This is a genomic window from Paraburkholderia sp. (genome assembly GCF_035948235.1).
Lineage (GTDB): Bacteria > Pseudomonadota > Gammaproteobacteria > Burkholderiales > Burkholderiaceae > Paraburkholderia.
On sequence record NZ_DASZJJ010000169.1, the window covers coordinates 1 to 24,486 of the forward strand.

The 24,486-nt window shown below is 64.7% G+C and carries 18 protein-coding genes and 1 riboswitch; of the genes, 3 read left to right on the plus strand and 15 right to left on the minus strand.

Annotated features, from left to right (window positions below; translation table 11 throughout):
* The 12 genes from VG320_RS14850 to VG320_RS14905 form a co-directional block, all read right to left on the minus strand.
* The coding region (locus VG320_RS14850; protein WP_327200859.1) for an MBOAT family O-acyltransferase at positions 1-891 on the minus strand (891 nt) is incomplete at its 3' end.
* A gap of 116 nt (positions 892-1,007) precedes the next feature.
* Positions 1,008-1,676 carry an alginate O-acetyltransferase AlgF gene (locus VG320_RS14855; protein WP_327200860.1) on the minus strand — a complete coding sequence of 223 codons (669 nt, stop codon included), beginning with the start codon at positions 1,674-1,676 and terminating at the stop codon, positions 1,008-1,010.
* Positions 1,673-2,341, minus strand: a complete 669-nt coding sequence (locus VG320_RS14860; RefSeq protein ID WP_327200861.1) for an SGNH/GDSL hydrolase family protein — start codon at positions 2,339-2,341, stop codon at positions 1,673-1,675. Before VG320_RS14860 ends, VG320_RS14855 begins: the two co-directional genes overlap by 4 nt.
* Before the next feature lie 72 nt (positions 2,342-2,413).
* A complete protein-coding gene (locus VG320_RS14865) occupies positions 2,414-3,067 on the minus strand; it encodes an SGNH/GDSL hydrolase family protein (RefSeq protein WP_327200862.1) in 654 nt (217 codons plus the stop codon).
* 40 nt (positions 3,068-3,107) lie between these two features.
* Entirely contained in the window at positions 3,108-7,148 is a 4,041-nt protein-coding gene (locus VG320_RS14870) for a cellulose biosynthesis protein BcsC (protein WP_327200863.1), read from the minus strand.
* Positions 7,149-7,174: 26 nt separating this feature from the next.
* On the minus strand, positions 7,175-9,604 hold the full coding sequence (gene bcsB, locus VG320_RS14875) for a cellulose biosynthesis cyclic di-GMP-binding regulatory protein BcsB (protein ID WP_327200864.1): 2,430 nt from the start codon (positions 9,602-9,604) through the stop codon (positions 7,175-7,177).
* Positions 9,605-9,644: 40 nt separating this feature from the next.
* Positions 9,645-12,047 carry a cellulose biosynthesis cyclic di-GMP-binding regulatory protein BcsB gene (bcsB, locus tag VG320_RS14880; protein WP_327200865.1) on the minus strand — a complete coding sequence of 801 codons (2,403 nt, stop codon included), beginning with the start codon at positions 12,045-12,047 and terminating at the stop codon, positions 9,645-9,647.
* Positions 12,044-14,332: a UDP-forming cellulose synthase catalytic subunit gene (gene bcsA, locus VG320_RS14885; RefSeq protein ID WP_327200866.1), complete on the minus strand. Its 2,289-nt coding sequence runs from the start codon at positions 14,330-14,332 to the stop codon at positions 12,044-12,046. Before bcsA ends, bcsB (VG320_RS14880) begins: the two co-directional genes overlap by 4 nt.
* Positions 14,333-14,342: 10 nt before the next feature.
* On the minus strand, positions 14,343-15,308 hold the full coding sequence (gene bcsQ / locus VG320_RS14890; RefSeq protein ID WP_327200867.1) for a cellulose biosynthesis protein BcsQ: 966 nt from the start codon (positions 15,306-15,308) through the stop codon (positions 14,343-14,345).
* The gene (gene bcsR / locus VG320_RS14895; protein ID WP_327200868.1) at positions 15,305-15,841 is read right to left on the minus strand and encodes a BcsR/BcsP family cellulose biosynthesis protein; all 537 of its coding nucleotides are present in this window, start codon (positions 15,839-15,841) and stop codon (positions 15,305-15,307) included. The genes bcsQ and bcsR overlap by 4 nt, the downstream gene beginning before the upstream one ends.
* A gap of 80 nt (positions 15,842-15,921) precedes the next feature.
* The gene (bcsD, locus tag VG320_RS14900) at positions 15,922-16,350 is read right to left on the minus strand and encodes a cellulose biosynthesis protein BcsD (protein WP_327200869.1); all 429 of its coding nucleotides are present in this window, start codon (positions 16,348-16,350) and stop codon (positions 15,922-15,924) included.
* Positions 16,351-16,649: 299 nt separating this feature from the next.
* On the minus strand, positions 16,650-17,117 hold the full coding sequence (locus tag VG320_RS14905; protein WP_327200870.1) for a hypothetical protein: 468 nt from the start codon (positions 17,115-17,117) through the stop codon (positions 16,650-16,652).
* Positions 17,118-17,702: 585 nt separating this feature from the next.
* On the opposite strand from VG320_RS14905, the gene VG320_RS14910 reads away from it, so the two are divergent.
* Together VG320_RS14910 and VG320_RS14915 are read left to right on the plus strand one after the other, a co-directional pair.
* The gene (locus tag VG320_RS14910) at positions 17,703-18,698 is read left to right on the plus strand and encodes a hypothetical protein (protein ID WP_327200871.1); all 996 of its coding nucleotides are present in this window, start codon (positions 17,703-17,705) and stop codon (positions 18,696-18,698) included.
* 58 nt (positions 18,699-18,756) lie between these two features.
* Positions 18,757-19,872 (plus strand): TAXI family TRAP transporter solute-binding subunit, encoded by a 1,116-nt coding sequence (locus VG320_RS14915; protein ID WP_327200872.1) that lies wholly within the window; start codon positions 18,757-18,759, stop codon positions 19,870-19,872.
* A 14-nt stretch (positions 19,873-19,886) separates the two neighbouring features.
* Here VG320_RS14915 and VG320_RS14920 read toward each other — a convergent pair whose 3' ends face one another.
* Together VG320_RS14920 and VG320_RS14925 are read right to left on the minus strand one after the other, a co-directional pair.
* A complete protein-coding gene (locus tag VG320_RS14920) occupies positions 19,887-20,321 on the minus strand; it encodes a surface-adhesin E family protein (protein ID WP_327200873.1) in 435 nt (144 codons plus the stop codon).
* On the minus strand, positions 20,314-20,964 hold the full coding sequence (locus VG320_RS14925) for a trimeric intracellular cation channel family protein (protein ID WP_327200874.1): 651 nt from the start codon (positions 20,962-20,964) through the stop codon (positions 20,314-20,316). Before VG320_RS14925 ends, VG320_RS14920 begins: the two co-directional genes overlap by 8 nt.
* 242 nt (positions 20,965-21,206) lie before the next feature.
* A riboswitch (glycine riboswitch) is annotated at positions 21,207-21,295 on the minus strand.
* Positions 21,296-21,480: 185 nt separating this feature from the next.
* On the opposite strand from VG320_RS14925, the gene VG320_RS14930 reads away from it, so the two are divergent.
* A complete protein-coding gene (locus VG320_RS14930; RefSeq protein WP_327200875.1) occupies positions 21,481-23,265 on the plus strand; it encodes an ABC transporter transmembrane domain-containing protein in 1,785 nt (594 codons plus the stop codon).
* Positions 23,266-23,270: 5 nt separating this feature from the next.
* On the opposite strand, the gene VG320_RS14935 is transcribed toward VG320_RS14930, so the two are convergent.
* A complete protein-coding gene (locus VG320_RS14935) occupies positions 23,271-24,302 on the minus strand; it encodes a sensor domain-containing diguanylate cyclase (protein WP_327200876.1) in 1,032 nt (343 codons plus the stop codon).
* Between the last annotated feature and the right edge of the window lie 184 nt (positions 24,303-24,486).

Sequence of the window (24,486 nt, forward strand, 5' to 3'; positions counted from 1 at the left end):
GCCGAACGGGATATACAGGTAATCGCGAATCCAGCTGGACAGCGACAAATGCCAGCGCCGCCAGAAGTCCTGAATGCTGCTGGCCAGATAGGGATGGTTGAAGTTCTCGGGAAAGCGAAAGCCCAGTATCTGCCCCAGACCGATCGCCATCGCGCTATAGCCTGCGAAATCGAAGAATAGTTGCAGCGTGTAGAAGCCACAGCCGAGCCACGCGTCCGCGAGCGTAGGCGCGTGCAGGCCGAAAGCGGCATCGACGATGGGCGAGAGTGTGTCGGCCACCAACACCTTCATGCTCATGCCGATCATGAGCCGCCGCGCGCCCGCGGTGAAACCGTCCCAGTCCACCGTGCGCGAAACCAGTTCGCGTTTAACCCACGCATAGCGGATGATCGGCCCGGCAATCAGGTGTACGAACATTCCCTGATAGGCGCCGTAGCGGATCATGCTGCGATCGGCGGGCACGGTGCCGCGCTGCACGTCGATCAGATAGGAGATCGATTGCAGCACGATAAAAGACAGGCCGATAGGCAGCACGACATGCTTCCAGGGAATCGTCCCGGCGTGACCCAATGCCAGCACGTTGTCGAGACTATCGACAACGATATTCGCGTACTTGTACCAGCACAGCGTCGCAACGTTGACGGCGATAAAGAGCGCGAGCCACCCGCCGCGCGCGCGCGCGTTGGGCGCGCGGTCGATCACCATGCCGCCAAGCCAGCCCCAGAACGTCAGCGCAATAAACAGCAACAGAAAGACCGGGCTCCACCAGCCGTAGAAGAACCAGCTGCAAAAGAGCAGCACGCCGTTACGCCAGCGTGCGGGCGACGCGACGTAAAGCGCTAGAAAAGCCGGTAAAAACAGCGTCAGAAATTCGAGGGACGCAAAAACCATGCATCGTTCTCAGTCGAAGGAGAAGTCCGGGCCAATACATCGACGGGATTGGCTGGGTCGGCACAATCCGCCCAATCGGGGCGCGCCGCGCCCGAAGGAGCGCGACGCCAGGGCGCTTAGTGGCTCACCGCATCGTTGGCGAAGAAGATGCGCGATTGCGCGCCGCCGGGCACGAGGAACACCGTATAGCGCTGCCCCGCCACGAGCGTGCCCAGGCTCAGCGGCTGGCCCACCGGCTGGCCACCGCACGCGAGTTGCACGGATAGCGTGACCGGATTCACCTGACGGCGCTTGCCCTGCCCCACGGCCACGCCGTCGAGCAGGACGATGTCGCGGCCCGCCACTTTCAGCGTGGGCGCAGCGCAGCGCGCATCGAGGTTATAGAGCGCCACCGAGGCTTTCAGCGCGTTGAAATCGTCCGGCTTCTCGCGCACCGTCACGGCGTGCGTGCCGTCAAGCGCCACGATGCTGACGAACTCGCCCGGCTGCACCGTTGCGCTCACATCCTGATGCGCACCGCCGCTCGTGAGCGTGCCGGACACCGGCTTGCCCGCAGTGATCGGAAAGAAGTGGCTGGCCGGATTCGCAGTGTCGAGCGCGAGGCGCGCCTTCGATCCCGCCGCCGTCACTTCGACCGGATGCGAGCCGCCATCGACGAAACGCACGAACGACGAATCCTGCGCTGGTCCGGTCGGATAGAGCGGAATATCGGCCGCCGATGCAAGGCCCGCAATCGACAGCGTGGACAGCGCAAGGCCGCTCATCAAGCATTGGATGATTTTCATTTGTTCTTCAACCCTTGAACCGCAGGCGCTTTCTCCATGGCGGCGACGATTGCCTTGCTCCATGCCACGTAGCCCATCTGCGTGTAGTGCTCGCCGTCGAGCGTCTGCCACTGGCCCGGTTTCGCGAAGCTGGTGGAATCGATGTACGAGCAAGGCGCGACGTTATTCGCGAGGAATGCGTTCAGCTCCCTCACGCGGTCGTCGCTCTTGGCGAATTGTCCGCTGTTGTTGCCCCAGCCCGGCCCCACCCAGACGCACGCCGTGTGCGTATCGCCGATGGCCTTGGTCAGGCCCGTGACTTCCTGCCACGCCCAGGCCTTGGGAAAGGCGGGCTTGTCGTACGAACCCATGGTGTCGCCTTCGATGACCACCACGACGTTGGGTTTATCGGCGCGGATCAGATCGGCGATAGGCGTCGTATGCGCCTCCTTGCCGAGCACGGTAGCGGGCCGCTTGTCGACCTGGTCCGCGCCGCAATCCACCGGCGTGCTCTTGAGCCAGCGCGCCGGGCTTGCGCCGCAGGCGCCGATCACATGGACATGCGCGGCGCCCTGCGCCTGCAGACTTTGCACGAGCGGCTCGCGCAAATGATTGTTCAAGGTCAGATGGCTTTCGCCAATGACCAGCACGGAAAGGCCCAACAAGACCGATGCTGCTGCAGGCACACGAAACTCCTGATCCGGCGCGGCCGGTTATCGCGGTTATTGAATAGTCAGGACTACAACCGATTACGGGATTTATTTATGCTGCTGCACGACCGGCAGCTTCACCAGCGCCTTCATGATGTCGCCGCCCCAGTACTTGTAGCCGGTGGTCGTCAAATGCTGGCCGTCCACCGTCGCCCATTCGCCCGGCTTCGAGAACGTGAGCGAATCGATGTACTCGCACGGCGCAACGTTGGTCGCAAGGAACGAGGAAAGCTGCTTCACACGCGTGAAGGTCTTCTGGTACTTGCCGCCTTCCGTGCCCCACACCGGGCCAACCCATACGCAAGCCGTCTTGTTCGCGGCCAGGTCCTGGGTGAGCGCCGTGACCTGCTGCCAGGCCCAGGTCTTCGGGAAGTCGTCCTTGCCGTAGCCGCCAATCGTGTCGCCTTCGACCACGATGACGAGATTGGCCTTGTTCGCCGCGATCAGCTGGTCGATCGGCTGCGTCTTCGCGTTGTGATCGACGACCAGCGGAGCCTTGCCATTGCGCGTCGCGCCACCGCAGGTGCCCGGCACCGACTTCACCCAGTCGCCCGGCGTGCTGCCGCACACACCGTAGGTATGGACCTGGGCGCCGGCGGCAATCAGTTGATCCTGCAAGGTGTCGACGAGATAGCCCGGCTCGCTCAGATGGCTATCGCCGACGATAAGAATGCTAAGACCCGCAAGTACGGAAGCAAGCATGAATCTTTAACTCCTGAAAAAGCGATCGATATCAGCGACGTTACTGATCGCTGTAGTGCGATTGATAAGGCATGACGGGCATGTCCAGCGACCTCGTCTGCGGCGCGAAGCTAAAGCGCAGATACAGTCCCGCGACCCACTGGCGGTAGCTCGACGAATTGTTCGCGCCTACCGACGCGCCGCCGGTCAGATGGTTGCTGAAACGGTATTCGGCCGTCGCCAGCAGGTTGTAGCCAATACCGGTCGACGACTGCGCGGGATGAATCGCGCCGTCGCCCAAACCCAGCGTCGAAGCTGCCGTCACCGCCGCCGCCTGCAAAGCGCTGTCGGTCGGGAAATACGGCGCCGCTGACTGACGGAAATACTGCAGACCCGCCGACCCTTGCAGCTTGTAGGTCCAGCGATCCGAGCGCTGCGCCCACGTAACCGGCACGGTGAACGCGTAGTAGCGTTGCGGGCTGAAATAGCCGCCGTTGCCATACGTGAAGTTGTTCTCGTTATGCCGATAGAACTCGCCGCTCAGGTTCAGGCCCGCGGTGAGCATGCTGTTGGTATTGCGCAGCAGATACCAGTAGGTGCCACCGCCTACTTCCGCGCCCTCATTGGACTGCACGTTATGGCCGTCCAGATATTTCACCGAGCCATAGCCGTAGAAACCGTACTCGTGATTGTCCACGCCAATCGCGCCGTGCAGGCCGGTGGCGGTCACGCCGCCCCAGGCAAGGCCCGAGCGCGCGTCGCTCGTCCCGGCGAAAGATGTGATGCTGTCGGTCACGGCGCGGCGCGACACGCCTGCGTTGAACCAGCTGCCCTGGGCCGCATCGATGGCGCTCTTGTACGAGACGCCGCCAACAATACCGGTGTACTGGAAGCCCAGCGGCGTCGTGCCGATATCGGCGGCCCAGTTGCGCGTTTCATAGCCGATACCCAGGCCAACGCCGCGCGCGCTCTGCGAGGCCGGCGCCGACACCAGGTTGTCCCTCTGCGCCAGCGCCGCCGACGGGCCGCCGCCGAACTGGCTGCTGCTATAGACATCGGTGCCGAGCGTGCCGCTTTGCAGATCCACCGGCGTCACGCGAATGGACAGCTTGCCGTTGCCGGCGGGCAGAATCACTTCCGACGGCATCTGCACGCTGGTCAGTTGCGAGGTGCCGCCCGCGCTGTTATTCGTCGAGACGAACAGACCGCTGCGCACTTCCGGCGAGCGCTGCGCGCGAATATCGTCGAGTTGCTGGCGCATTTCGTCGAGCGAAGTACCGCCATCGTCGGGCTGTGCCGTCGCGACGTCATCCTGATCCGGCTGTGCGCCGATCGGTGTGCCCGCAACGGACGGCAGCGAGCTCGCGCGCGATGAAGCGCGATCGCGCGCCGTGGCCGCCGAAGCCATGGACAGCGGGGACGCCGCCGTATCGCTCAGAGCGCCGGTCGAAGCGTTGCTCGCCGACACGCCATCGCTGGCCGCAAGCGTCGCGTCCTGCGAATTGACCACGGCCACACGCGTTTGCCGCGCGCGCCGACGGCGCTCCTCGTCGTCATGAACGAACGGATTGCCTGCGACGTGCACGCTCTGCGCCGTCACGCCCATGCGCTTTTCCTTCGCCGCAATCGCCGATTCAAGCAGCGACTGCGCCTCGCGCGTCTTGCCCTGCATCACGTAGATGCGCGCGGCACCAGCGAGGATGTCCGGATCGTTCGGCGCCTTCGCGATGGCCTGCTTCAAGGCCGCATCCGCCACGCTGCCGTTGCCGGCCTGCACTGCCGTCATCGCGACACCCAGTTGCAGCCCCGGATTGTCGGGATCGTTCGACAGCGCCTTCTGGTAGAGCGCCAGCGCGTGATCGTACTGGCCGTCGGCGGCATACATGCGCGCCAGCGCGGCGTTGGCGAGGCTGTCGTTGGGGCGCTTCGCCAGCACCGGCGCGAGCGTGTCGTAGGCCTGCGCAAGATCGCCCTGCTGGCGCTGCTGCTCGGCCAGGCGCACGGCGTAGAGGTAATTCAGATCGTCGAGCTGGCGGCGCTGGTCGACGGTCAGCGTCTGGCCCTGCAAGCCGCGCATCACGTCCTGCGCCTGCACGTTCTGTCCGGTCTTGAGCAGCAAGCCCGCATAGGCCAGTTGCACATCGGGGCCGCTACCCTTCACGCCGTTAGGCATCAGCGCGTGCATCAGGCTCATGGCGCGCGGCAGATTGCCCGCATCGACCCACGCCGAGGCCAGCGCACTGACGCGCGCCGGGTCCTTGCCCGCCGACGCCTCAAGGCGCGTAAGCATATTGCGCGCGTCGTCCAGGTTGCCGTCGTGCGCCAGTTGCGAGGCCTGCGCGGCCACCGCCTGGAAGTCGATCTGTTGGGCCGTGGCGACCATGTTCGGCGTGCGCGCGGCGGTGGGAATGCGCGCCATCGTGTCCTGCGCACGCGACCAGTCGCCCATCTGCATCGCCAGCAATGCACTGGCGTAGAGCGCGTCTGGATTGTCGGGCGCCGATTCCAGCAGGCCGTCGACCAGTTCGCGCGCCTGATCGGCGTGGCCCTGCTTAAGCTCGTAGCGCGCCAGTTCCAGACGCAGCCACGGATTGTCGGGGTCGTTGCGCTGCGCGTCTTCCAGAATGCGTTGCGCCGTTGCCAGGTCGCCGCGCTGTTCGGCGGCGTCGGCGCGGCCCGAGGCGACCGCGGCGCGCAGACGATCCAGCCCGCCAATGCCGGCCTGCTGCTCGGGCGTCATGCCGTCCACCCACTTCTGGGCCTCGTCGGCACGTCCGGTTTCGGCGAGGATATCGACCAGGCCGCTCACGGCTTCGCGGTTGTCGGGATGGCCCGCCAGCACGTCGCGATAGAGCTTTTCGGCGCGCGGCAGATCGCCCTGCACCGCGTACAGCCGCGCCGACGCATTGCGCCCACCAGGCTCGGCCGGGTCCATGCGCATCGCCTGGTCGAGATCGCGCCGCGCGGTGCTGTAGTCGCCCACGCTTTGCGCGCCTTCGGCCTGATTCACCAGCAGCCAGTAGCGCGCGGAAGCCAGCGCGCGGCTCCAGTTGGCGCCCGCACCCGGACGCGAGGCCGCACGCGAAAGCAGCGTCTGCGCCTGCGCCAGATCGCCTTGTTGCATGCGCACCAGACCCAGACCGCCGAGCGCATCGGTGTCGTTGGGCTTGTCGCGCAGCACGCTGGTGAACTGCTGTTCGGCCGTGGTCACGTCGCCCGCCTTGAAGGCCGCGAAACCACGCGTAAGGCGCGGGTCCATCACCGGCACGGGCGGCGCGTTGCCGTTCGCATTCGCGGCGCGCGGCGAGAGCATCTGATGGCGGATTTCGTCGTCATCAGGATGCAGCTTCAGATAGTCCTCGAACCAGGATTTGTTCTTTGGCGTGGGCGCGACCCAGGTGAGCACCGAGCGCCACGCTTCCGTGGCCTGGCCGCCGATATCCGGACGTGCAGCCAGCTTCTCCAGCAGGGCGACGCCCGCCGCGCGCTCGCGCTCGTCGCGCACCTGATGCTGGGCCAGCGCCAGTTGCGTGTACGGGTCGTTGGGCGTTTCGGTGTTCAGGCGCTCCAGGCCCTCAATGCCCTGTTCCGTATTGCCTTCGGTATAGCCCAGGTAGGTGTAGTACTCGCGCGCCACCCCACCTTGCGGCGCTTTGCCGCCCAGCGCCTTGTTGTACTGCGCAATGGCAACGGCCAGCGCCTTCGTATCGTTCTGGTTGACGGCGTCCTGCGCCATCTGACGCGCTTTGGCGAGCGTGGATTTGCCAGGCTCCACAGCCAGCCGCAAATCCTGCTCGAGCTGCGGCACGAAGCGGCTGTCGGGAGCGGCGGCGCGCAGCTTCGCCAGATAATCATTGGCGAGCGCAAACTGCTTCTTGCCGATCGCGACCGTCGCCATGCCGTAGAGTCCTTCGGGCTGCTTAGGATCGGTCGATAGCAGCTTCTGCCACGACTGCGCGGCGAGATCGGGCTTGTCATGCGCCTGCCAATAGCGGCCCTGTTCCAGCAGCATTCTGGAAGTGGCGTCCTGCGCCCACACGGGATGGCTGGCCGTGGTGAGCAACAAACCCAGAATGCAGGCCTGGCTGCGGCTGACTGACATGAACGTTCCCTGATCCCTGATTAGTGTTATTCGTGATGCGATTCGTCGCGCGCTTGATCGTGCTGCGCCTTTTCACGCTGTGCGAGCGCCGCAGCGCGCAGACGCGCCTCGGACTGCGCATCGCGGCGCGCCTGGCGGCGGCGCAGGAAGTTGAAGCCGCCCGCCGCGATCGCCACCAGCGCGACCACGCCCAGCGCCTTGAGCAGCCAGGCGAGCGACAGCCCCAACGAGGCCAGCCACCAGTCGAGACCGCGCCACAAGCCCAGACTCCCGACGTAATAGGTGTGCTCGCCCACCAGCGAATCCACCTCCTGGCCACGAATCGACACGAGGCTGCCCTGGATCGGCTGCTTGTCGTAGTTCGGCACGCCCAGCAGCGCCGATACCGCATCCTTGAGCCCTTCAGGCTGGTTGCTCACCAGCATGACGACGCTGCGGCCCTTTTCCGTCGGCGACTCGAAACCCGCCAGCACGGCGCTCACGCCCGGCCCCGTCCACGCCAGCGACAGGCGGCTGGGTTCGGCATCCAGACGCGGGTTCGAGTGGAACCAGCCGCGCACGCGGCCCGGCAGATCCGACAGCGAAAACTGCGCGCTGTGGTCATAGGCGGCCGGCATGTACTGCGCCCAATCCTTGAGCCAGGCCTGATCCGCGCCCGAGGCAATCACGAGCAGATCCTTGCCTGAGGGAATCGCGTCGATGCGCTGACCGCGCAGCACCGTCACGCCGCTGGCCGGATAGCCGGTCGAGTCGCCCATGCGGCCCATCACGGCCAGATAGGCGCTGTACTCCGGCGCGCCCGCATTGGCGCCCAGCACGACGTCCGTGCCGGACAGATCGGCCATGCGCGTGAACGGGAAACCGGCCTGCGCGAAGGCGGCCAGATTCGGCATCGCCATGTAGTGCGGATACGCCGACAGGTCGATGGTCGATTCCGGATCGATCGCGCCGCGCACGTTATCGATAATGATGTCGCGGCACTCGCCCTGCTTGATGTAGTCGTACATGTAGCGGAACTGCAGCTGCGTGTTCGGCTGCAGTAGCGTCTCCAGCGGCACTTCCAGCTTCGCCTCACGCGGCAGGCTGCTGTCGGGCAGCACTTCGGCGCGCAGCTTTTCGGTGCCTTCGAGGCGCTCGAGCGGCAAGAGCGGCATCGACTTCATGAACTGGTCGCTCACGCTGAACAGCAGCGACGAATTCACCATGTACGGCTGCGGCGTATAGCGGTAATGCAGGTCGATGGGCACCGGGTTGGCATGCCAGCCGAACAGATCGGGCGGCACGCGCGTATTGATGCGGATGAGGTCGGGGCTATAGCCCGACACCCCCAGTTGCCGCGCGTCGACCAGCTCGCCGAACGACACCGGACGATCGGTGCGCAGCCAGCGCGGCGCGTCATAAGGCTTGCGCGGCGCGAGATCGGCGAAATGCGTGATGAGCGCGCTCGGCCCCGAGAGCGTCTGGCTGCCCGACACCAGCGCATCGGCGGCCTGCTTGAGTTCCTTGCCGTCGCGGCCCATGACGAGCAGCAGCTTGCCGTTGGGATCGTTCGGATTGGCGACGATGGCAAGCGTCGGGCCTTGCAGCGGCGCACCGGCGAGCGTCGCCTGATCCGCGCTTTCCACGATCACGATGGCGTTGCCCTGCGCGGGCACCGTGGACAGCGACACGGGGAAATCCGCGCCGCGATAGTTGGCCAGCGCCCCGAACCACGACGACACCGCGCCCGCCGCTTCCAGCGCGGCGGCATCGGGATTGCCCGCGAACACGAACGGCAGGTTCAGGCGGCGGATGTCATGGCCGTCGAAGAACGGCGTGGGCAGACGCGCAAGGTCGTTGGCCTGCGGAAGCGGCTGGGTGTCGATGCTCAGCGTGCTTTCGTTGCTGATGTTGGCCCACAGGCTCGAATGCAGCGGGTCTTCGCACTGCGTCGTGTAGTGGCCGATAAGTTGCAGGCGCAACTTGCTGTTCGACGTGAAGAGGTACGGCGGCAGCGCGATCGTGCGCTGCAGGCTCTGGCCGCCGGTTTCCTTCGGCACAGCGATCGAGGCCGCGACCTGGTCATTGACCAGCACGTTGATGTGCGAGAGATCGGGCAGCAGCGACGGCGAATAGGCGTAGCGCAGATTCAGCCGCGCGCCGCTCACCACCTGATCGTCGCGCACGTTCACGGGCAGCGTATTGCTGCCGTCCACGCCGCGCAGGTTGAGCGCGTATTGCGCGCCCAGTTGCTGCAGCGTATAGGTCACCGTGGTGGTCGGACCGGCCGACGGCGCGGCGGGAGGCGCCGCTGCGCTGGCATCGGCTGCGGGCTGCGCCGGTGCGCTGGCTGGCGCATTGTTCGCCGCCGGCCTGGCGGCCGCCGCGGGCTGCGCAGCTTCGACCACCGGCGCGGCGATCAAAACGCCGCCCAGCAGCAACGCGGGCCAGGCTGAGCGCACGGCCTCCAGAGTCATGCGACGCGCGAGGCGTGCCCGGGAAATGTCAGGCCGTCTTTTAAACATGAGAACCTCGTCGTCCTTCTTCACGTTGCGATGTCTGGGGAATGTCCAGGTCCAGCCGGTTCAGCGCGCGCCGATGCAGCAGCACGCCGCCAAGCAGACCGATGAGCACGACGCTGGCGAGCGTCGCCACGAGCAGCAGCACGATATGGCTCGCGAAGAACCATTGCACCGCCAGGCGCAGCGGCAAATTGCCGATGAAATAGCTTTGATCCGTGTTCAGCGTGGTGAGCACGCCGCCGTGCGCGATCACGAGACTGCCGCTGATGGTGTCGTCGGCGCGGTAACGGCGCGCCTGCAGCACGCTCACCACCGCATCGAGCCCGCCCGGCGTATTGCCCGACACGACCACCACGCTGCGCCCGCGCGCAAGCGGCGACTGCAGACCGGCCACCATGCCGTCGTGGTCGTCGCTGCGATAGAGCGCGGCGATATCGGCCTCGCGCCGCGCGTGAGCGTGACCACCCGTCAGCTTGTCCCACCACGCGGCAAAACCATGGGCCGAACGCGTATCCGGGCCGAAGAAACCGCGCGGCAGATCGTCATGCCACGCCTTGAGCAAGGGCTGGTTGTCGCCCGAGGCCAGCACGAGCAGATCCTTGTGACGCAACGCATCCACCTGCTGCGGACCGGCCACCGTCACGCCGAGCACCGGATAACCCGTCGCCTGGCCCATGCTGCCCATCAGCGTCAGGTAGGCGGAATAATCGTCGGCGACCGGCTGCGCGGGCAGGATCACCGCGCTTTCGGACAGGTCGGCCATGCGCGTGAACGGAAAGCCCGCATCGCTGAAGGCGCGCAGATCGGGCATGGCGGCGTAGCGCGGCAGATTCGAAATGTCGATCGTCGAAGTCGGGTCGATGGCGCTCAGAAGCGGCCCGGCCGCCACGTCCTGCCAGCGGTCCTGGGTCTTGACGGCCTCGTACTGGTAATCGAATTGCAGCGTCGTCAGCGGCGGCAGCAGATACGAGGGAATGCGCATCACGGCGTGGCCGTCGGAGGCGTCGCCGGGCAGCGTCAGAGTGCCGATAGGCGTGTTGCCCGCCAGCACATGCAGCGCCGATTGCTTCGATTCCGGCCGCCCCGTGTAGCGATAGTGCAGATCCAGCACCGCGCCGCTGCTGTCGAAGCCGAACAGGCCCGGCGGCAGGCGCAGGTCCACATCGATCGCGCCGGGGCGGAAACCCTGAACCGTGAAACGGTCGGCGGGCATCAGTTCGCCCAGTTCGACCGGACGGTCGCTGGGGAGCCAGTTCGGCGCGTCGAAAGGCTTGCGCGGCGCGACCTTGACCGGCCCGTCGATGCGCACCTGCGTGCCGGACAGCGTCTTCGCGCCGACCACCAGCGCCGTGGCCGCGGTGCGGAGCTGCGCTTCATCGCCGCCCGTGACGAGCAGCAGCCGGCCATTGGGATCGTTCGGACTGGCGACGATGGCGAGCGTGGGGCCGTCCTGCGTGGGCGCGGTGAGCCCAAGACCGGCGAGTTCGTCGCGCAGTGCCAGCACCACGGCGTTGCCGTGCGCGGGCAGCGCGCCCAGGCTCGCGCCGAAGTGCGAGCCGCGATAGCCCGCCTGCGCGCCTAGCCACGAGGTCACGATGCCCGCGGACTCGAGGCGATCGGCGCGCGGCGCGCGCGGCAGCACGACGGGCAGGTTCACGCGGCGCACATCGCGCGTGTCGAAGAACGGCGCGGGCAGGCGCGATAGATCGTTCGCGGCGCCGGTCGGCGCGACGGTCAATTCGAGCGCGCTGTTCGGGCCGGCCTTGAGCCAGAGATCGGGACTTCCCGGATCGTTGCCGTCGTCGCTTGCGTTGCTGTGGGCGATCAACTCCAGGTTCAGGTGATTGAACGCCGTAAGCACTGAAACCGGCAGATCGACCGTCGTCGTCACCGACGCACTGGGCGCCGGTTCGGGCAGAGGAATGGTCGCGCCCACCACGCTATTGAGCAGCACGTTCAGATGCGAAAGCGCGGGCAGCAGCTTCGGCGAATAACGGTAGTCGAGCACGAGGCGCGCACTGATCACGCGTTCGTCCTGACGCAGACCGAAATCCATCCCGCCATAGGCATCCTCGCCGAGCAAGGTCAGCCCTTGCGCGGTGTTTGCGTTATCGCGCAGCAGCGGGATGCGGTAGGTGTAGGTGTCGGCGCTGGTGGTGTTAGCGGTGTCGGCAGCTTCGGGCTGCGCGGGCGCGTCAGGCGCTGCGGGCTGCGAAGCGGCCAGCGGCAACGAAGGCGCCGACGCAGACGCAGACGCAGCGGGCGCAGCTTCGGCCAGCGCCACGTTGGCGCCCAGCGCGAGCACCGCGAGGACCGAACCCAGCAGCGAGCCGAATATCGGCGCCCACCGGCGCGCGCGCGTCATGGCGCGCAAAGGCAACAGGTTGACGGGACTCACGATTGCTTCGATCCCATCTCGCCAGCAGGCGTTTCTGCGGCCGGCGATCCGGCAGCTGGGGACCCGGCGGCCGCGCGGCTCAGACGCTCGCGCCCGCCTAGCAGCACATGCCGGAACAGATCCTTCAGGCCACGCATGCCCACGCTCAGCACTTCGAACAGGCTGCGCAGCGGCCGGTCCGGACGATAACGGCCCCACGACGCGATCCAGCTATCGGCGCGCGAGAACGTCACTCGCATGAGGTCGCGTTCCTGATCGATCGTCAGCGCCGGGAAGCTCACACCCACGGTGCGGCCACGGCACACCTGGACTTCGGCGGGGAAGCGGCCTTCGTAGTCGTCGCGGAACACCGACACGAGAATGCGCTCGCCGCGCAGCGGCATCGGCGCACCTTCGGGAATCACGAGCCCAAGACCGCCCTGCGAATAGTCGCTGGTCTGGCAGACCACACGGCGGCCATCGGCCAGCCGCACTGCGGCCGGCAGCTCGATCTGCACGCGCGGTGTGAGGCGCAATTGCCGCGATTCGGTCGCAACGCCCGCCGCCGCGCTCAGGTTCATGACGTTGTAGATCACCCAGACCAGGTTGAACACGATACTCATCGCTTCAGGCCAGCCGGGGCTACGGATCAGGCCGACGATGCCCACCACGAAACCGGCCAGATTGATGACCAACAAGCCGATATAGGGCCGCGCCATCGCCCAGTCGAGGAACGACTGGCGAATCACGCCGCCCTTGGACGTCACATTGAAGCCCTTGCTGCCGGGGAAGAACACGGCCTGCAGCGCGGGCACGACGACGTACCAGGCCAGCACCGTTTCATAGACCTCGCTCCAGAACGAATGGCGAAACCTCCCCTGGATGCGCGACGCGCCGACGCTCGAAATGACCAGGTGAGGCACGGCATAAGCCAGCACCATCAGCGCCGATGCATGAAAGACGTGCGCGCCGAAGAACAGATACGCCATCGGCGTAATCAGGAACACGAGGCGCGGCAGGCCGAAGAAGAAGTGCATCATCGCGCTCAGGTAGCAAAGCCGCTGCGGCAGCGAGAGCCCCTTGATCAAGAGCGGATTGAACTGGCGGAAGATCTCGGCCATGCCGCGCGCCCAGCGAATGCGCTGGCCGACGTGGCGGCCCAGGCTTTCGGTGGCGAGGCCCGCGGCCTGCGGAATCGCCAGATAAGCCGTGTTGTAGCCCTTCATGCTCATCTTGAGCGCGGTCAGCGCGTCTTCCGTGACGCTTTCCGTCGCCACGCCGCCTACATCGACCAGCGCCGAACGGCGCAGCACCGCGCAGGAGCCGCAGAAAAACGCGGCATTCCAGAGGTCGTTGCCGTTTTGCAGGACGCCGTAGAACAGGTCGCCCTCGTTGGGCACCTTGCGGAAGGTTTCGAGGTTGCGCTCGAACGGGTCCGGCGAATAGAACACGTGCGGCGTCTGCACCATCGCCATCTTCGGGTCTTTCAGGAACCAGCCCATGCAGACCTGCAGAAACGAGCGCGTCGTGACGTGATCGCAGTCGAACACCGCGACGAATTCGCCGCTGGTTCTGGCGAGCGCCGCGTTGAGATTGCCCGCCTTGGCGTGCTTGTTGTCCGGGCGCGTCAGATACTCCACGCCCGCCTGTTCGCAGAACTGGCGGAACTCCTCGCGACGGCCATCGTCGAGCATGTAGATACGCAGTTTGTCGGCGGGCCAGTCGAGCAGCGTGGCCGCGAGCACCGACTGGCGCACGACATCGAGCGGCTCGTTGTAGGTCGGGATGAACACGTCCACCGTGGGCCATGCCGAGGTATCGGCGGGCAGCGGCACGGGCCGGCGGTGCAGCGGCCAAAGCGTCTGGAAATAGCTGCACAGGAGCATCAGCACGGCGTAGCACTCGGCCGCCAGCAGCAGATAGCCGAAGGTGCGGTCGAGCGGACTCGCGAAACCGAGCGTCTGCGTCACGCGCCAGTACAGATAACGCAGCGACATGAACACCGACAGCGCCACCAGCGACACCGTCAGCACGCGGCCCTGAACGCGGCTCAGGAAAATGGCAATGCCCATACAGAGGATGGCGAACACCCATTGCTGCGACAAGGCCAGATGCACCGTCAGCGTGGACACGAACAGCAGCACGGCGGCCAGCGTCGCGAGCAGGCGCACCCAGCCGGAAGCCAGCAGCGCCGTCCCGGTATTGAGCAGGGTGTCGTCCCAGTCGCCCGCATCGTCGCTCTGGCCCGTTCCGGCGGGCTGCGCGTTCTGCTTCGGCGATATCGGCTTGCGTTTCATGAATGCCATGGCGATTTCCTTAGCGCGTCCTGATCCAGAGCACGATCAGCAGCACCAGCGCCGCACACAGCAGCGCCGCCATCAACCGATACACGCCAGCTTTGCGCGACTTTGGCGCGGCTTGCCCTTGCGGGCGGCGGTCTTCGTCGCCCAGTACGACCGTCGGTTCGGGCTGGGTTTCCACTGGCGCTTCAGCGTCCGCGGTCGCTTCAGGTGCCTGCTGGCCAGGTGCGGGCAAAAGCTGCAACACCTGTTCGGCGCACTGAAGCAGGTCCTGGCGGCCCACGCTGTCCTGCGCGGATTCGACGACGGTTTGCCCATGCGCCAGCGCCTCGCTAACCGAGCGGTCCGCGCGCACGCGGCCCAGCACCCGCATGCCAGGCACGCCTTCGATCAATTGCAGCGCTTCGCGCGACAGACGGCTGGTCGCATCGACCTGATTGACGATGCAGACGGATTCGACGCTGCCGGGCTTCGCGCCGTAATGACGGCGGATCAGGTTTTCGATCTGCGGCAAGGTGGCGTAGGACGCCGCATCGGCCAGCACGACGGAGATCACGCGATCGGCCACCGCCAGCGCCTGGCGCAAGGTGTGGGAAACACCCGGCGGCGTGTCCAGGATCACCACGGCGTCGGCGGGAAGATCGAGACTGCGCAGTTGCGTCGAAAGCCAGTGCGGATCGTCGGCGATGCGGCGCTCCAGCGTCGGCAGATCGACTTCATTGATCTGACCAAACGGCAGCACGCGCACGCCCGACGCGGCGCGCGTGACGACCTCGCCCCATGCCGTGCCGCCCACGCTCGCGCGCGACAGGCCGGCGATGTCCTGCGGCTGGCCGCCGAAATGCAAATGCAAGGCGTTCTGCGGATCGAGATCGACGGCCAGCACCGCGCGCGCGTGACGGCTCAACGCGACCGCCAGGTTGGCGGCCATCGTGCTTTTGCCCACGCCGCCCTTGGCGGAAACGACTGCGACGACGATCATGACTTCCCGCGCGGCGCAACGTCGCCCCGAGGCTCGTTGCGCTCCATGAGGCGCGCAAACACGCTGCTGAGCGCGGCCGACTGCGGCGCGGCGGCGGGCTCGGGCGTGGGTGGAATGGCGGGTTCGGGTTCGGTCCTGGCTACGGCTACGGCTACGGCTTGGATCAAAGGTTCGACGCGCGGTTGAGCCGCAGCAGGCGCAGGCGCCTCAGCTTGCATTCCGGTTTCGACTGGGGCTTCGACTGGGGCCTCAAGCGAGGCTTGAACATCGGCGCCGATTGCGGGCGGCTCTTGCGCAACGGGCAAAACCGGCGGCGGCTCGGTGGCGACGGCGGCGATGGACCACACGATCAGCGGCTGCGATGCGTCGAGGTCCGCGTCGCCCTGCGCAGCGAGATCGGGCTGAGCATCGGCGTGCGTGGACCAGCGCCCACGCGCACCTTCAATCTGCTCCGTCCTCTCCACTTCCTGGTACTGCGCTGGACTTCCGCCTGCCACCTCGAAAAGTTTCGCAATATCCGAAGCACCGCTCATGCGTCGACCCCGTCGAATTCGTTGTGCTGTCCACCAGTGCGCGTCATGCGCACACGCACAACTCGCTGTCCTTTACCCGCTTACTTGCCGAAAAGAAAAACCATCGTTCCCGACGCATCTGCCGGACCTGCCGTGCTCATGCGCAGCTGCGGATCGGCGCCCAGCTGATGCATCCATGACTCGTAGGCCCCTTCGAGGAAAGCCCCGGCCCACATCTGCCCCTGAGGGCCGAATGCCGCATTGAGCGGCGCGTGGTAATGCGTGAGCACCAGCCAGTCCTGGGCCTCGCGGATTTCGACCACTCCCCACGCCATTGCGGTCCAGACCCGATTCATCGCGGCCTGCATATCGGCAACAGTGCCCGCGTCCACGAGCGCGTACTGGCGGGCGAACTGCGCGCCCGCGCCACGCGTAATCTGGCTGAGGAGCCGGGGCGTCAGGTTTTGCGTCAGCTCCTGCGAGAAGAACGACAGGAACGGTTGCCATTGCGGTGCAGGCATGGAATTCATGAACTCTCGATGCGCACGGCCAACCGGCGCACTTTGGCGACTGCAGAACTGGGAAAAACGGCCGGGCCGTGACCGACGTTGCGCGCAATGATCTCAAACGTAGCGCGCGCCGGATTATACTTTTTATTCATCCGGTTTTTATTTTTAAATTTGTTCAGAGCGGTACATTCTGTCACTCCCGCGCGACAAAATAATCCCGCAAAACGTTTGCGGGTTATAGGGGGCATGTCCCGGGAATCCGCGCTGTAAGCTCTCGTTATATTCATCAGACGAGTTAGCGGGTTTTCCATTACGTCCCACTACGGCAATACGTTGGCTACGCGGGTTGTGGCCTCGATTGCATCGGTCACATCGGTCGCATCGGTCGCTTTTGCCGTATGGGTCGCACGCGCCGCATGGTCCGTTTTAACGGGTTTGCCCTTAGCGCCCGGCGCTGGCGCGGCGTCCGCCATGCCGTGCTGCCACTGCCCCGCATCCAGATCGCCATCCCACAGCGGGCCGTGAACCTCCAGATCGACTGCGCATTCAGGATGCGCTTCGAACAGTTCCGTGTAAATCGCCTGCGCTATCGCCAGCCGCGCGAGGTGTTCCGCACGCGCGTGCGCAAACGTTTCGTCGTGAACTCTTGGCACCATCAGCGAAAACGGCTTTTGCGAAGCACCGATTCGAATGAAGGTCACACTCACGCCGTGAACGACGATGACGCTGTAGCGCGGCTGTTCGTCTCCACACCCCGGGACACGAAACATGTATTCGGTCGTTTTCATTTTTTTATCGTGGTCTTCTCTACCCGGCAACGCGGCCGGGCATGAGGCCATTTGAATTATTTTTTATGTGCATCCTGACTGCGAGCACAAAAAAGGCCGCCGTATCGTGTGATGCGGCGGCCCGGATACCCGACGAAGTTTGCGGCAGTCATCGGATGGCAAAAATCCTACCATACGACGCACTACTTAACACATCGCGCGAAAATGAATTTCGCGTTATTTGTCTATATATTGGGAGCAAACGTTTGCAGTTAAATTGGCTAGTGACTGCGGCAAATCAAGCGGAAAAATCGTGGTTTCCTCTGAACAAAGAGCGCCGCGCGGCATTTAGGCAAACGCCAAAAAAGCCCTGTTTCAAGCCAAAAACGCCATTGCCGCCATGTTTATGTGCGGTAGGTAACAACGGCGATTGACGCAGTGTGGGAAACCACCCATATTTTCTTCAAACGGTCGTGTCGATACGACGCGCCGCTTTCCAGGCTTTCCTGCGCATGTAGATCGTGAGTTCCGCGATTGTTCGCAAATCGCTTCAACGACGATCCTGAGCATGCCGACATGGCATCGCCATCACGGTGGGGCTACAGCATGTCTGCTCAGACTATTCATGACCAGCATTTCCCCGCGGCGTGCAAGCACTGCGGCGGCATGCTCAAGGAGTACGTCGATAGCTGCCCTTACTGCGGCGCGAAGCGTCCGCTCGAAAGGGCCGCGCTGCGCGTGCGCTCCAGAAATCCATCGTTGCCGTCCGGGGCTTCCGCAACGCCTTCGGTGCCGGCAATCGATCATCCGTCGGTGAAGGCCGAATTCCAGCAACACGCGACGATCGAACACGAATCGTCGCCTGGCCAGATCGGGCGGCGCAGCTTCCCCAAGGTCGTTCTGCTGGTGTTCCTGTTTCTCGCGCTGGCGTATGCCGCGTATCTGATGCTGGGCGGCAATCGCAAGCCAGACGGCGAAAGCGACGATCAAGGCACGCACTCGCTGGTCGGATCGATTTTGCCGTACCTGCCGCGGCAACTCGCAAAGGGCATGGCGCCCGCCGACAATAACGCCAATAATTCGGCCAATTCCGCCAACCCAGCGGATAACGCGCCGCCAGCCGACACGCCGCGGCCCGTCGCCGTGCCTCAGTTCAAGGATGTGCCCGACAGTCTGCGCGCCGCGCACGCGAGTCTCGCAGCCAACGATTTGTCCAATGCCAAGGCCGCCGACAATGCCGCCCTTTCAAGCGACGCCGACAACGCCGACGCGCAGGCTATCCAGCGCGATATCGCCACGCGCGAACAACGCCGTGACAGCGCGCTGCAAAACGCTGGCCAATGCATGAATCAGCGCGACTGGGCCTGCGTGCAGCAACAGGCATCGGAAGCGCTCGCAATCGATTCGAGCAGCCAGCAGGCGCAATCGTTGATGGAGCGCGCGATTCTGTCGACCGCCTGGGCGCCGCAAGCATCGGCGAACGCAAACGCGAACGCCACCACCGCCAGCCCGGCAAGCGGCGCGAATGCCATCGATGCCCGCCAGCAAGCGATCCTGCAAAACGGCTGGAAGCAGGCGGCGCCTTCAGGCGCGGCCCACTGAGCCGGTTTCCCGTTTCATCGCAGTCAGCCTTCCATTACATCCCCAGCGGGAGAGAGACATGCTGAAGACGACTCTAGCGGCACTGGCGGCCCTGGCGGGCCTTGTTGCCCTGCTTTGCTCGACGCTCGCCGTCGCCGCGCCAGCCGACGCGCACTACAAGATCACGACCGGGCCGGAGCGCGGCACGTATATCCAGATCGGCCAGGATCTTTCGAAATGGGTGGCGCAGCCCGCGGGCATCGACCTTGAAGTGCTGCCCTCGAAAGGCTCGGCGGAAAACGTGCAGCGCATGCGCTTCGAGCCCGGCGTGAAGCTCGCGCTGGTGCAGTCAGACGTCTATCAGGCCTATGTCGACATGGCCAATTCGGGCAATCAGGATGCGGGCACGACGATACGGCCGCTGCGCCTCATCATGCCGCTCTACGACGAGGAGATTTATTTCGTCGTACGTAACGACTCGCCAATGAAGACGATCAACGAGATCAAGGACAAGACGATCAGCGTCGGGCTGATTGGCAGCGGCACCGCACAATCGGCCACGACGCTGTACCGTCTGATGTTCGGCCAGCCGATTCCCGAGCAGAACGTCCAGCACCTGAGCAACGAAGATGCGCTGGCCGCGCTGATCGTCAAGAAGATCGACGTGGCGATCGTTGTGGCCGGACAGCCCGCCAAGCTCTTCACCGACATGAACCCCAGTCTGCTGCAGCAGATCCGCTTTCTTCGTGTCGATCCAAACGCCCCAGAAACGGCGCGCGCGAAGCAAACCTACTTCCCCGCGACAATCCACACGTCGAGCTACCCGAACTGGCTAAAGGAAGACGTGCCGACCTGGACGGTCAAGGCTTTTCTCGTCACCTATGACTACAACCTGCGCGACACCGTCGGCAATCTGAAGCGCTTTGCCGATTCGCTGTGCGAGAACTTCGACAACCTGCAGGAGCACGGCCATCCGAAGTGGAAACAGGTGAAGCTCGAACTGCCCGGACTCGGTAAGGGCTGGCAATACTATCAGCCCGTCGAGCGGCGCCTGAAGGCGTGTTTCGCTCATCGCGCGGCGATGCAGGCGGCTGCGGGCACAGGGGCGGCGCAGCACGCCACCACCGCGCAAAGCGCCAATGGACGTCCCTGTACGGACCAGGAACGCATGCTCCTGCTCTGCGGAAAACAATGAGGCTGGCGCGTGCGTCAGTCTCGCGCCTCGCACGCGATTCTCATCAGCATTTTGGCGGGCCCAACCGGTTCGACTTGCTCGAAGCGGATATCCGTTTCGTGCGCGCGCGCAATCTCGTTGCCGTGCGCGTCGTAGGCCAGCAGGCTCGCCAGTCCCACCTCGCGCGCATGGCAGCGAAACGCAAATAGCGCGCGGTCGTCCGTTTCCTTTTTATCGCCAATAAGGTTAGGCGGATTGAAATCCGTGCGTGTCCAGATTTTCACGACACCGTGATCGGCGGCAATGGACGAGGCATCGTAGTAGATCGTCGCGCCTGAATCGTGCGACAGCAGATGCCATTGCACCGCATTGGCCGCAACGACGTGCGATGCGAGCGACGTGCTCATGGTCAGCATGAAGAGTGCTTTAAATAGCGGCTTTTTCATCGTCTGCGCCCCCGGTCTATTCATGCAAGGCGCCATGGCGATCCTCTCGACCCACTTTTATCGCTTCGCTTTGCGCGCTGGTGGGCAAACGCCAGCCCCGCCAGATCGCGACCAACCGCAACGCCAGACCCAGCGAGAAACTCACTGCCGTACTCAAATCCGGATCGACATCAGCCGCGCGCAGCAGCAGAAACAGGCCGCCCGCGGCCAGCGAAACGCTCGCATACAACTCGCGCTGGAACACGACCGGCACGCGATTGCACAGCACATCACGCAATACGCCGCCGAACACGCCAGTCAACATCCCCGCGATCATGACGACCGGCACGGCATAGCCCATCGTCAGCGCAACATTGCAGCCGATCAACGTGAACGCCATCAATCCCATCGCATCGAGGACGAGAAAAATCTCGCGCAGATGCCGCAGGAAAGGCGCGGTCAGCATGGTGAGCAGACCGGCGGAGAGCACCAGGTAGAGATAACCGGGATGCTGCGTCCAGGCGACCGGGAAGTGGCCGAGAAAAATATCGCGCACAGTGCCACCGCCCAGCGCTGTCACGAAGGCGATCACGAGCACGCCGAACACATCCATATTGCGGCGTCGGGCGGCAAGCGCGCCGGTCATCGCTTCAGCGGTGATGGCGACGAGATAGATGAGATTCAGCATGCTGCGCACCTCGACGTGACGTGCGGCAGTGAAGATAAAAGCAGAGAAAAAAACAGGGCAATGCGCATAGGAACCTGGGAAAGAACAAGACGGATTCAGGGCCACCTTGTACGCCTCTCCCCCTGTCCTTTTACCTGAGAGTTCGGGCCCGCTTGTCGACCTGCTAGCGGGCCTGCCCCTTCGGTGGGCCACGATTCCAGCGGCAAACAGCGCGCAGATCGCAGCCTCTCTCCAGTCGGCGAAGATCTTTCGTGGTACGTGTGCCTGAGCGATTCCGGGAGCTTGCGCCTTCGGCGGAGGCCGTGGCGCCTCTCTCTCCCACGATAGATTCGGCGCAATTATGGGTGGCGCACTACGTTCATGTCAAATCGCTAACTAAATCATGAACGTTTCATAACCGCGTGCTGACTGAAAGCTGTCTGCACGCTCATTGAACGATAATCCCCGCAGTCGGCGCACATCCGGCAGACATTCCACCTTGAATCGACACTCCCTTCGCCACGGCAAGGACTCTTCATGTCAGATGCAGTTCCCCGCTCGACACGCGTCGCGCCGCTCTTCGCGCTCATGCCCTTTCTGCGGCCCTATGCCGGACGCTGGGCGTTGGCGTTTCTCGCGCTTCTTACCTCCGCGGGCGCGACGCTGGCCTTGCCCGTCGCGTTCAAATACCTGATCGACCGCGGCTTCGCCAGCGGCGACCGCACGCATATCGATCGCTATTTCATTGCGCTGTTTATCGTCTCGCTGATTCTCGCGGCGGCGACGGCGCTGCGCTTCTACTGGGTTTCATGGCTGGGCGAACGGGTGACGGCCGATTTGCGCCGCGCCGTCTACGACCACGTCATGCGCATGAGCCCCGAGTTCTTCGAGACCACGCAGACCGGCGAAGTCCTCTCGCGCCTCACCACCGACACAACGCTGATCCAGGCCGTCGTGGGCACGAGCCTGTCGCTTGGCTTGCGTAATGCGCTGCTGACGATCGGCGGCGTGTCGATGCTGGTCACCACCAGTCCGGTGCTGTCCGGCTACATCATCGCGACGCTCGTGGTGGTGGTGGCGCCCATCGTCATCTTCGGGCGGCGCGTGCGCAAGCTGTCGCGCGCAAGCCAGGACAAGGTCGCCAACGCGAGCGCACTGGCCGGCGAAGTGCTCAACGCCATGCCGACCGTGCAGTCGTACACGCAGGAAGCTTATGAAACGCGCCGCTTTGGCGGCGCGGTGGAAACGGCGTTCGATACGGCGCTCACGCGTATCCGCGCGCGCGCGGGCCTGACCGCCGTGGTGATCGTGTTCGTGTTCGCCGCCATCGTGTTCGTGCTGTGGCTCGGCGCACAGGCTGTGCTGGCCGGGCGCATGACGGCGGGCCAGTTGTCCCAGTTCATCCTCTATGCGGTTTTCACGGCGGGAGCCGTGGGCGCGGTCGCCGAAGTGTGGGGCGACCTGCAACGCGCCGCCGGCGCGACCGAACGGCTGCTGCAATTGCTGGCCGCGCGCTCACCGGTGGTTGAGGCCGCAACGACCGTGCCGCTGCCCGCACAAGGCGATGGCATCCGCTTCGACAACGTCGGCTTCTCGTATCCGTCGCGCCCGGGCGTGGCCGCGCTGGGCGGCTTCACGCTCGACGTGCGGCCGGGCGAACACGTCGCGCTGGTCGGGCCTTCGGGCGCGGGCAAGACCACGCTGTTTCAACTGCTGCTGCGCTTTTACGATCCCCAGTCCGGCCAGATCCTGATCAACGGTGTACCCACACAACAGGTTTCGCTCAACGCGTTGCGCCAGTCGATTGGCGTGGTGTTGCAGGAGTCGGTGATTTTTTCGGGCAGCGTGCTCGACAACATTCGCTATGGCATGCCAGACGCGTCGCTGGCCGAAGTCCAGCGCGCCGCCGACATGGCCGCCGCCGCAGGATTCATCGAGGCCTTGCCGCAAGGCTACGACACGTTTCTGGGCGAACGCGGCGTGCGGCTTTCGGGTGGTCAGCGCCAGCGCCTGGCGATTGCGCGCGCGATCCTGAAGAACCCGCCGATCCTTTTGCTCGACGAGGCCACCAGCGCACTCGACGCAGCCAGCGAGCGGCTCGTGCAGACCGCGCTCGACAACGCCACGCAGAACCGCACGACGCTGGTGATCGCGCATCGTCTGGCCACCGTGCAGCAGGCCGACCGCATCGTCGTGATGGAACACGGCCGCATTGTCGCGCAGGGACGTCACGCGGAACTGCTGCACAGCTCGCCGCTGTACGCACAGCTCGCGGCGCTGCAGTTCGAGATGACCTCGGGGGAATTGCCGGCGCGCGTTTAAAGCATTCAGGCGAAGCGCACGCAATTGCGTCCGTCTTTCTTGGCCTCGTAGAGCGCGTCGTCGGCCACGCCGAACGCCTCGCGATAGCCATGGTCGCTGGGCGCATGACGCCATGTGTGCGTCGCGCCCATGCTCAGCGTGACCACGCCAAGCGGCGAACCACGATGCTCGATGCCGAGCTTCTCCACGCCCGCGCGTACTCGCTCCAGCGCGTAGCCCATTTCCGCACGCTCGACGCCGGTGAGCAGAAGCGCAAATTCCTCGCCGCCCACCCGGCCCGCGATCATGTTGTGCTCGTCGGCGGCCTCGCGCAGCACCTGGGCGACGGCGCGCAGGCAGGCATCGCCGGCCGGATGGCCGTAGGTGTCGTTGTACTGCTTGAACCAGTCGATATCGACCATCACCGAGCCGACGCCCTCGCCGTCCGGCGTATCCTGCCAGCGGTGATGCACGCTTTCCAGCGTGCTGCGGCGGTTGAACAGTTGCGTGAGCGGATCGACGGCGGAAGCCATGCGCAGGCGTAGATCGTTCTCGATCATTTCGCCCAGGTGGCGCAACACGCCACGCGCGTTCGCATCCATGCGGCGCGGCTCGGGGTCCATCGCGCAGAGCGCGCCAATCGGCTCGCCGTCGGGCAGGCGGATCGGCACTGCCGCGAAAAAGCGCACATGCGGCGGGTATTGCACGAGCGCGCAGCTTTGCACGTCATCGCGCTCGCGGGTGTCCTCGACCACAAACACGCTGCCATTGCGCAACGCGTGTTCGCTCAGCGAGCTGTCGCGCGGCGTGTTTGCCACCAGCTCGCCCAGGTCGCCGCAGAAGTGCTGATGCGCGGCGTCGAGCAGCGTCACGGTGGTGAAGGCCGCGCCCGTCACGAACTTGAGGATGCCGGTCGCGTGGCCGAAGCACTCGCGCATGACCTGATCGTCATGCAGAAGCCATTCGACCACCGACGGTTCCGCATGGGTCGGCTGGAAGCCCGTCATGAAGATCTGCGGGCGCGAGGCGGGACGATCGGAGCCGATGAACAGGGACACGTTAGCTTCACTTGAGTGCGATGCCTTCTTAACGGCCCGACTCCGCCAAAGTTTAGTGAATCGGTGCTCGATCTTTTTTACCGGTTTTGGCGCTTTCGTCAGAGGATTGTCGGCCTCTACGCGCGCAACTCACTTTATTCATAAGGATTCCATATCGAATCAGATCGGCGGTGCAAGCGGCGGC

What these genes read in the sequence shown, in the direction of transcription:
- VG320_RS14855 (WP_327200860.1), bottom strand. Translation starts at nt 1,676, where the DNA reads ATGAAAATCATCCAATGCTTGATGAGCGGCCTTGCGCTGTCCACGCTG.
- VG320_RS14865 (WP_327200862.1), bottom strand. Translation starts at nt 3,067, where the DNA reads ATGCTTGCTTCCGTACTTGCGGGTCTTAGCATTCTTATCGTCGGCGAT.
- VG320_RS14870 (WP_327200863.1), bottom strand. Translation starts at nt 7,148, where the DNA reads ATGTCAGTCAGCCGCAGCCAGGCCTGCATTCTGGGTTTGTTGCTCACC.
- bcsB (WP_327200864.1), bottom strand. Translation starts at nt 9,604, where the DNA reads ATGACTCTGGAGGCCGTGCGCTCAGCCTGGCCCGCGTTGCTGCTGGGC.
- bcsA (WP_327200866.1), bottom strand. Translation starts at nt 14,332, where the DNA reads ATGGCATTCATGAAACGCAAGCCGATATCGCCGAAGCAGAACGCGCAG.
- bcsQ (WP_327200867.1), bottom strand. Translation starts at nt 15,308, where the DNA reads ATGATCGTCGTCGCAGTCGTTTCCGCCAAGGGCGGCGTGGGCAAAAGC.
- bcsR (WP_327200868.1), bottom strand. Translation starts at nt 15,841, where the DNA reads ATGAGCGGTGCTTCGGATATTGCGAAACTTTTCGAGGTGGCAGGCGGA.
- bcsD (WP_327200869.1), bottom strand. Translation starts at nt 16,350, where the DNA reads ATGAATTCCATGCCTGCACCGCAATGGCAACCGTTCCTGTCGTTCTTC.
- VG320_RS14905 (WP_327200870.1), bottom strand. Translation starts at nt 17,117, where the DNA reads ATGAAAACGACCGAATACATGTTTCGTGTCCCGGGGTGTGGAGACGAA.
- VG320_RS14910 (WP_327200871.1), top strand. Translation starts at nt 17,703, where the DNA reads ATGTCTGCTCAGACTATTCATGACCAGCATTTCCCCGCGGCGTGCAAG.
- VG320_RS14915 (WP_327200872.1), top strand. Translation starts at nt 18,757, where the DNA reads ATGCTGAAGACGACTCTAGCGGCACTGGCGGCCCTGGCGGGCCTTGTT.
- VG320_RS14920 (WP_327200873.1), bottom strand. Translation starts at nt 20,321, where the DNA reads ATGAATAGACCGGGGGCGCAGACGATGAAAAAGCCGCTATTTAAAGCA.
- VG320_RS14925 (WP_327200874.1), bottom strand. Translation starts at nt 20,964, where the DNA reads ATGCTGAATCTCATCTATCTCGTCGCCATCACCGCTGAAGCGATGACC.
- VG320_RS14930 (WP_327200875.1), top strand. Translation starts at nt 21,481, where the DNA reads ATGTCAGATGCAGTTCCCCGCTCGACACGCGTCGCGCCGCTCTTCGCG.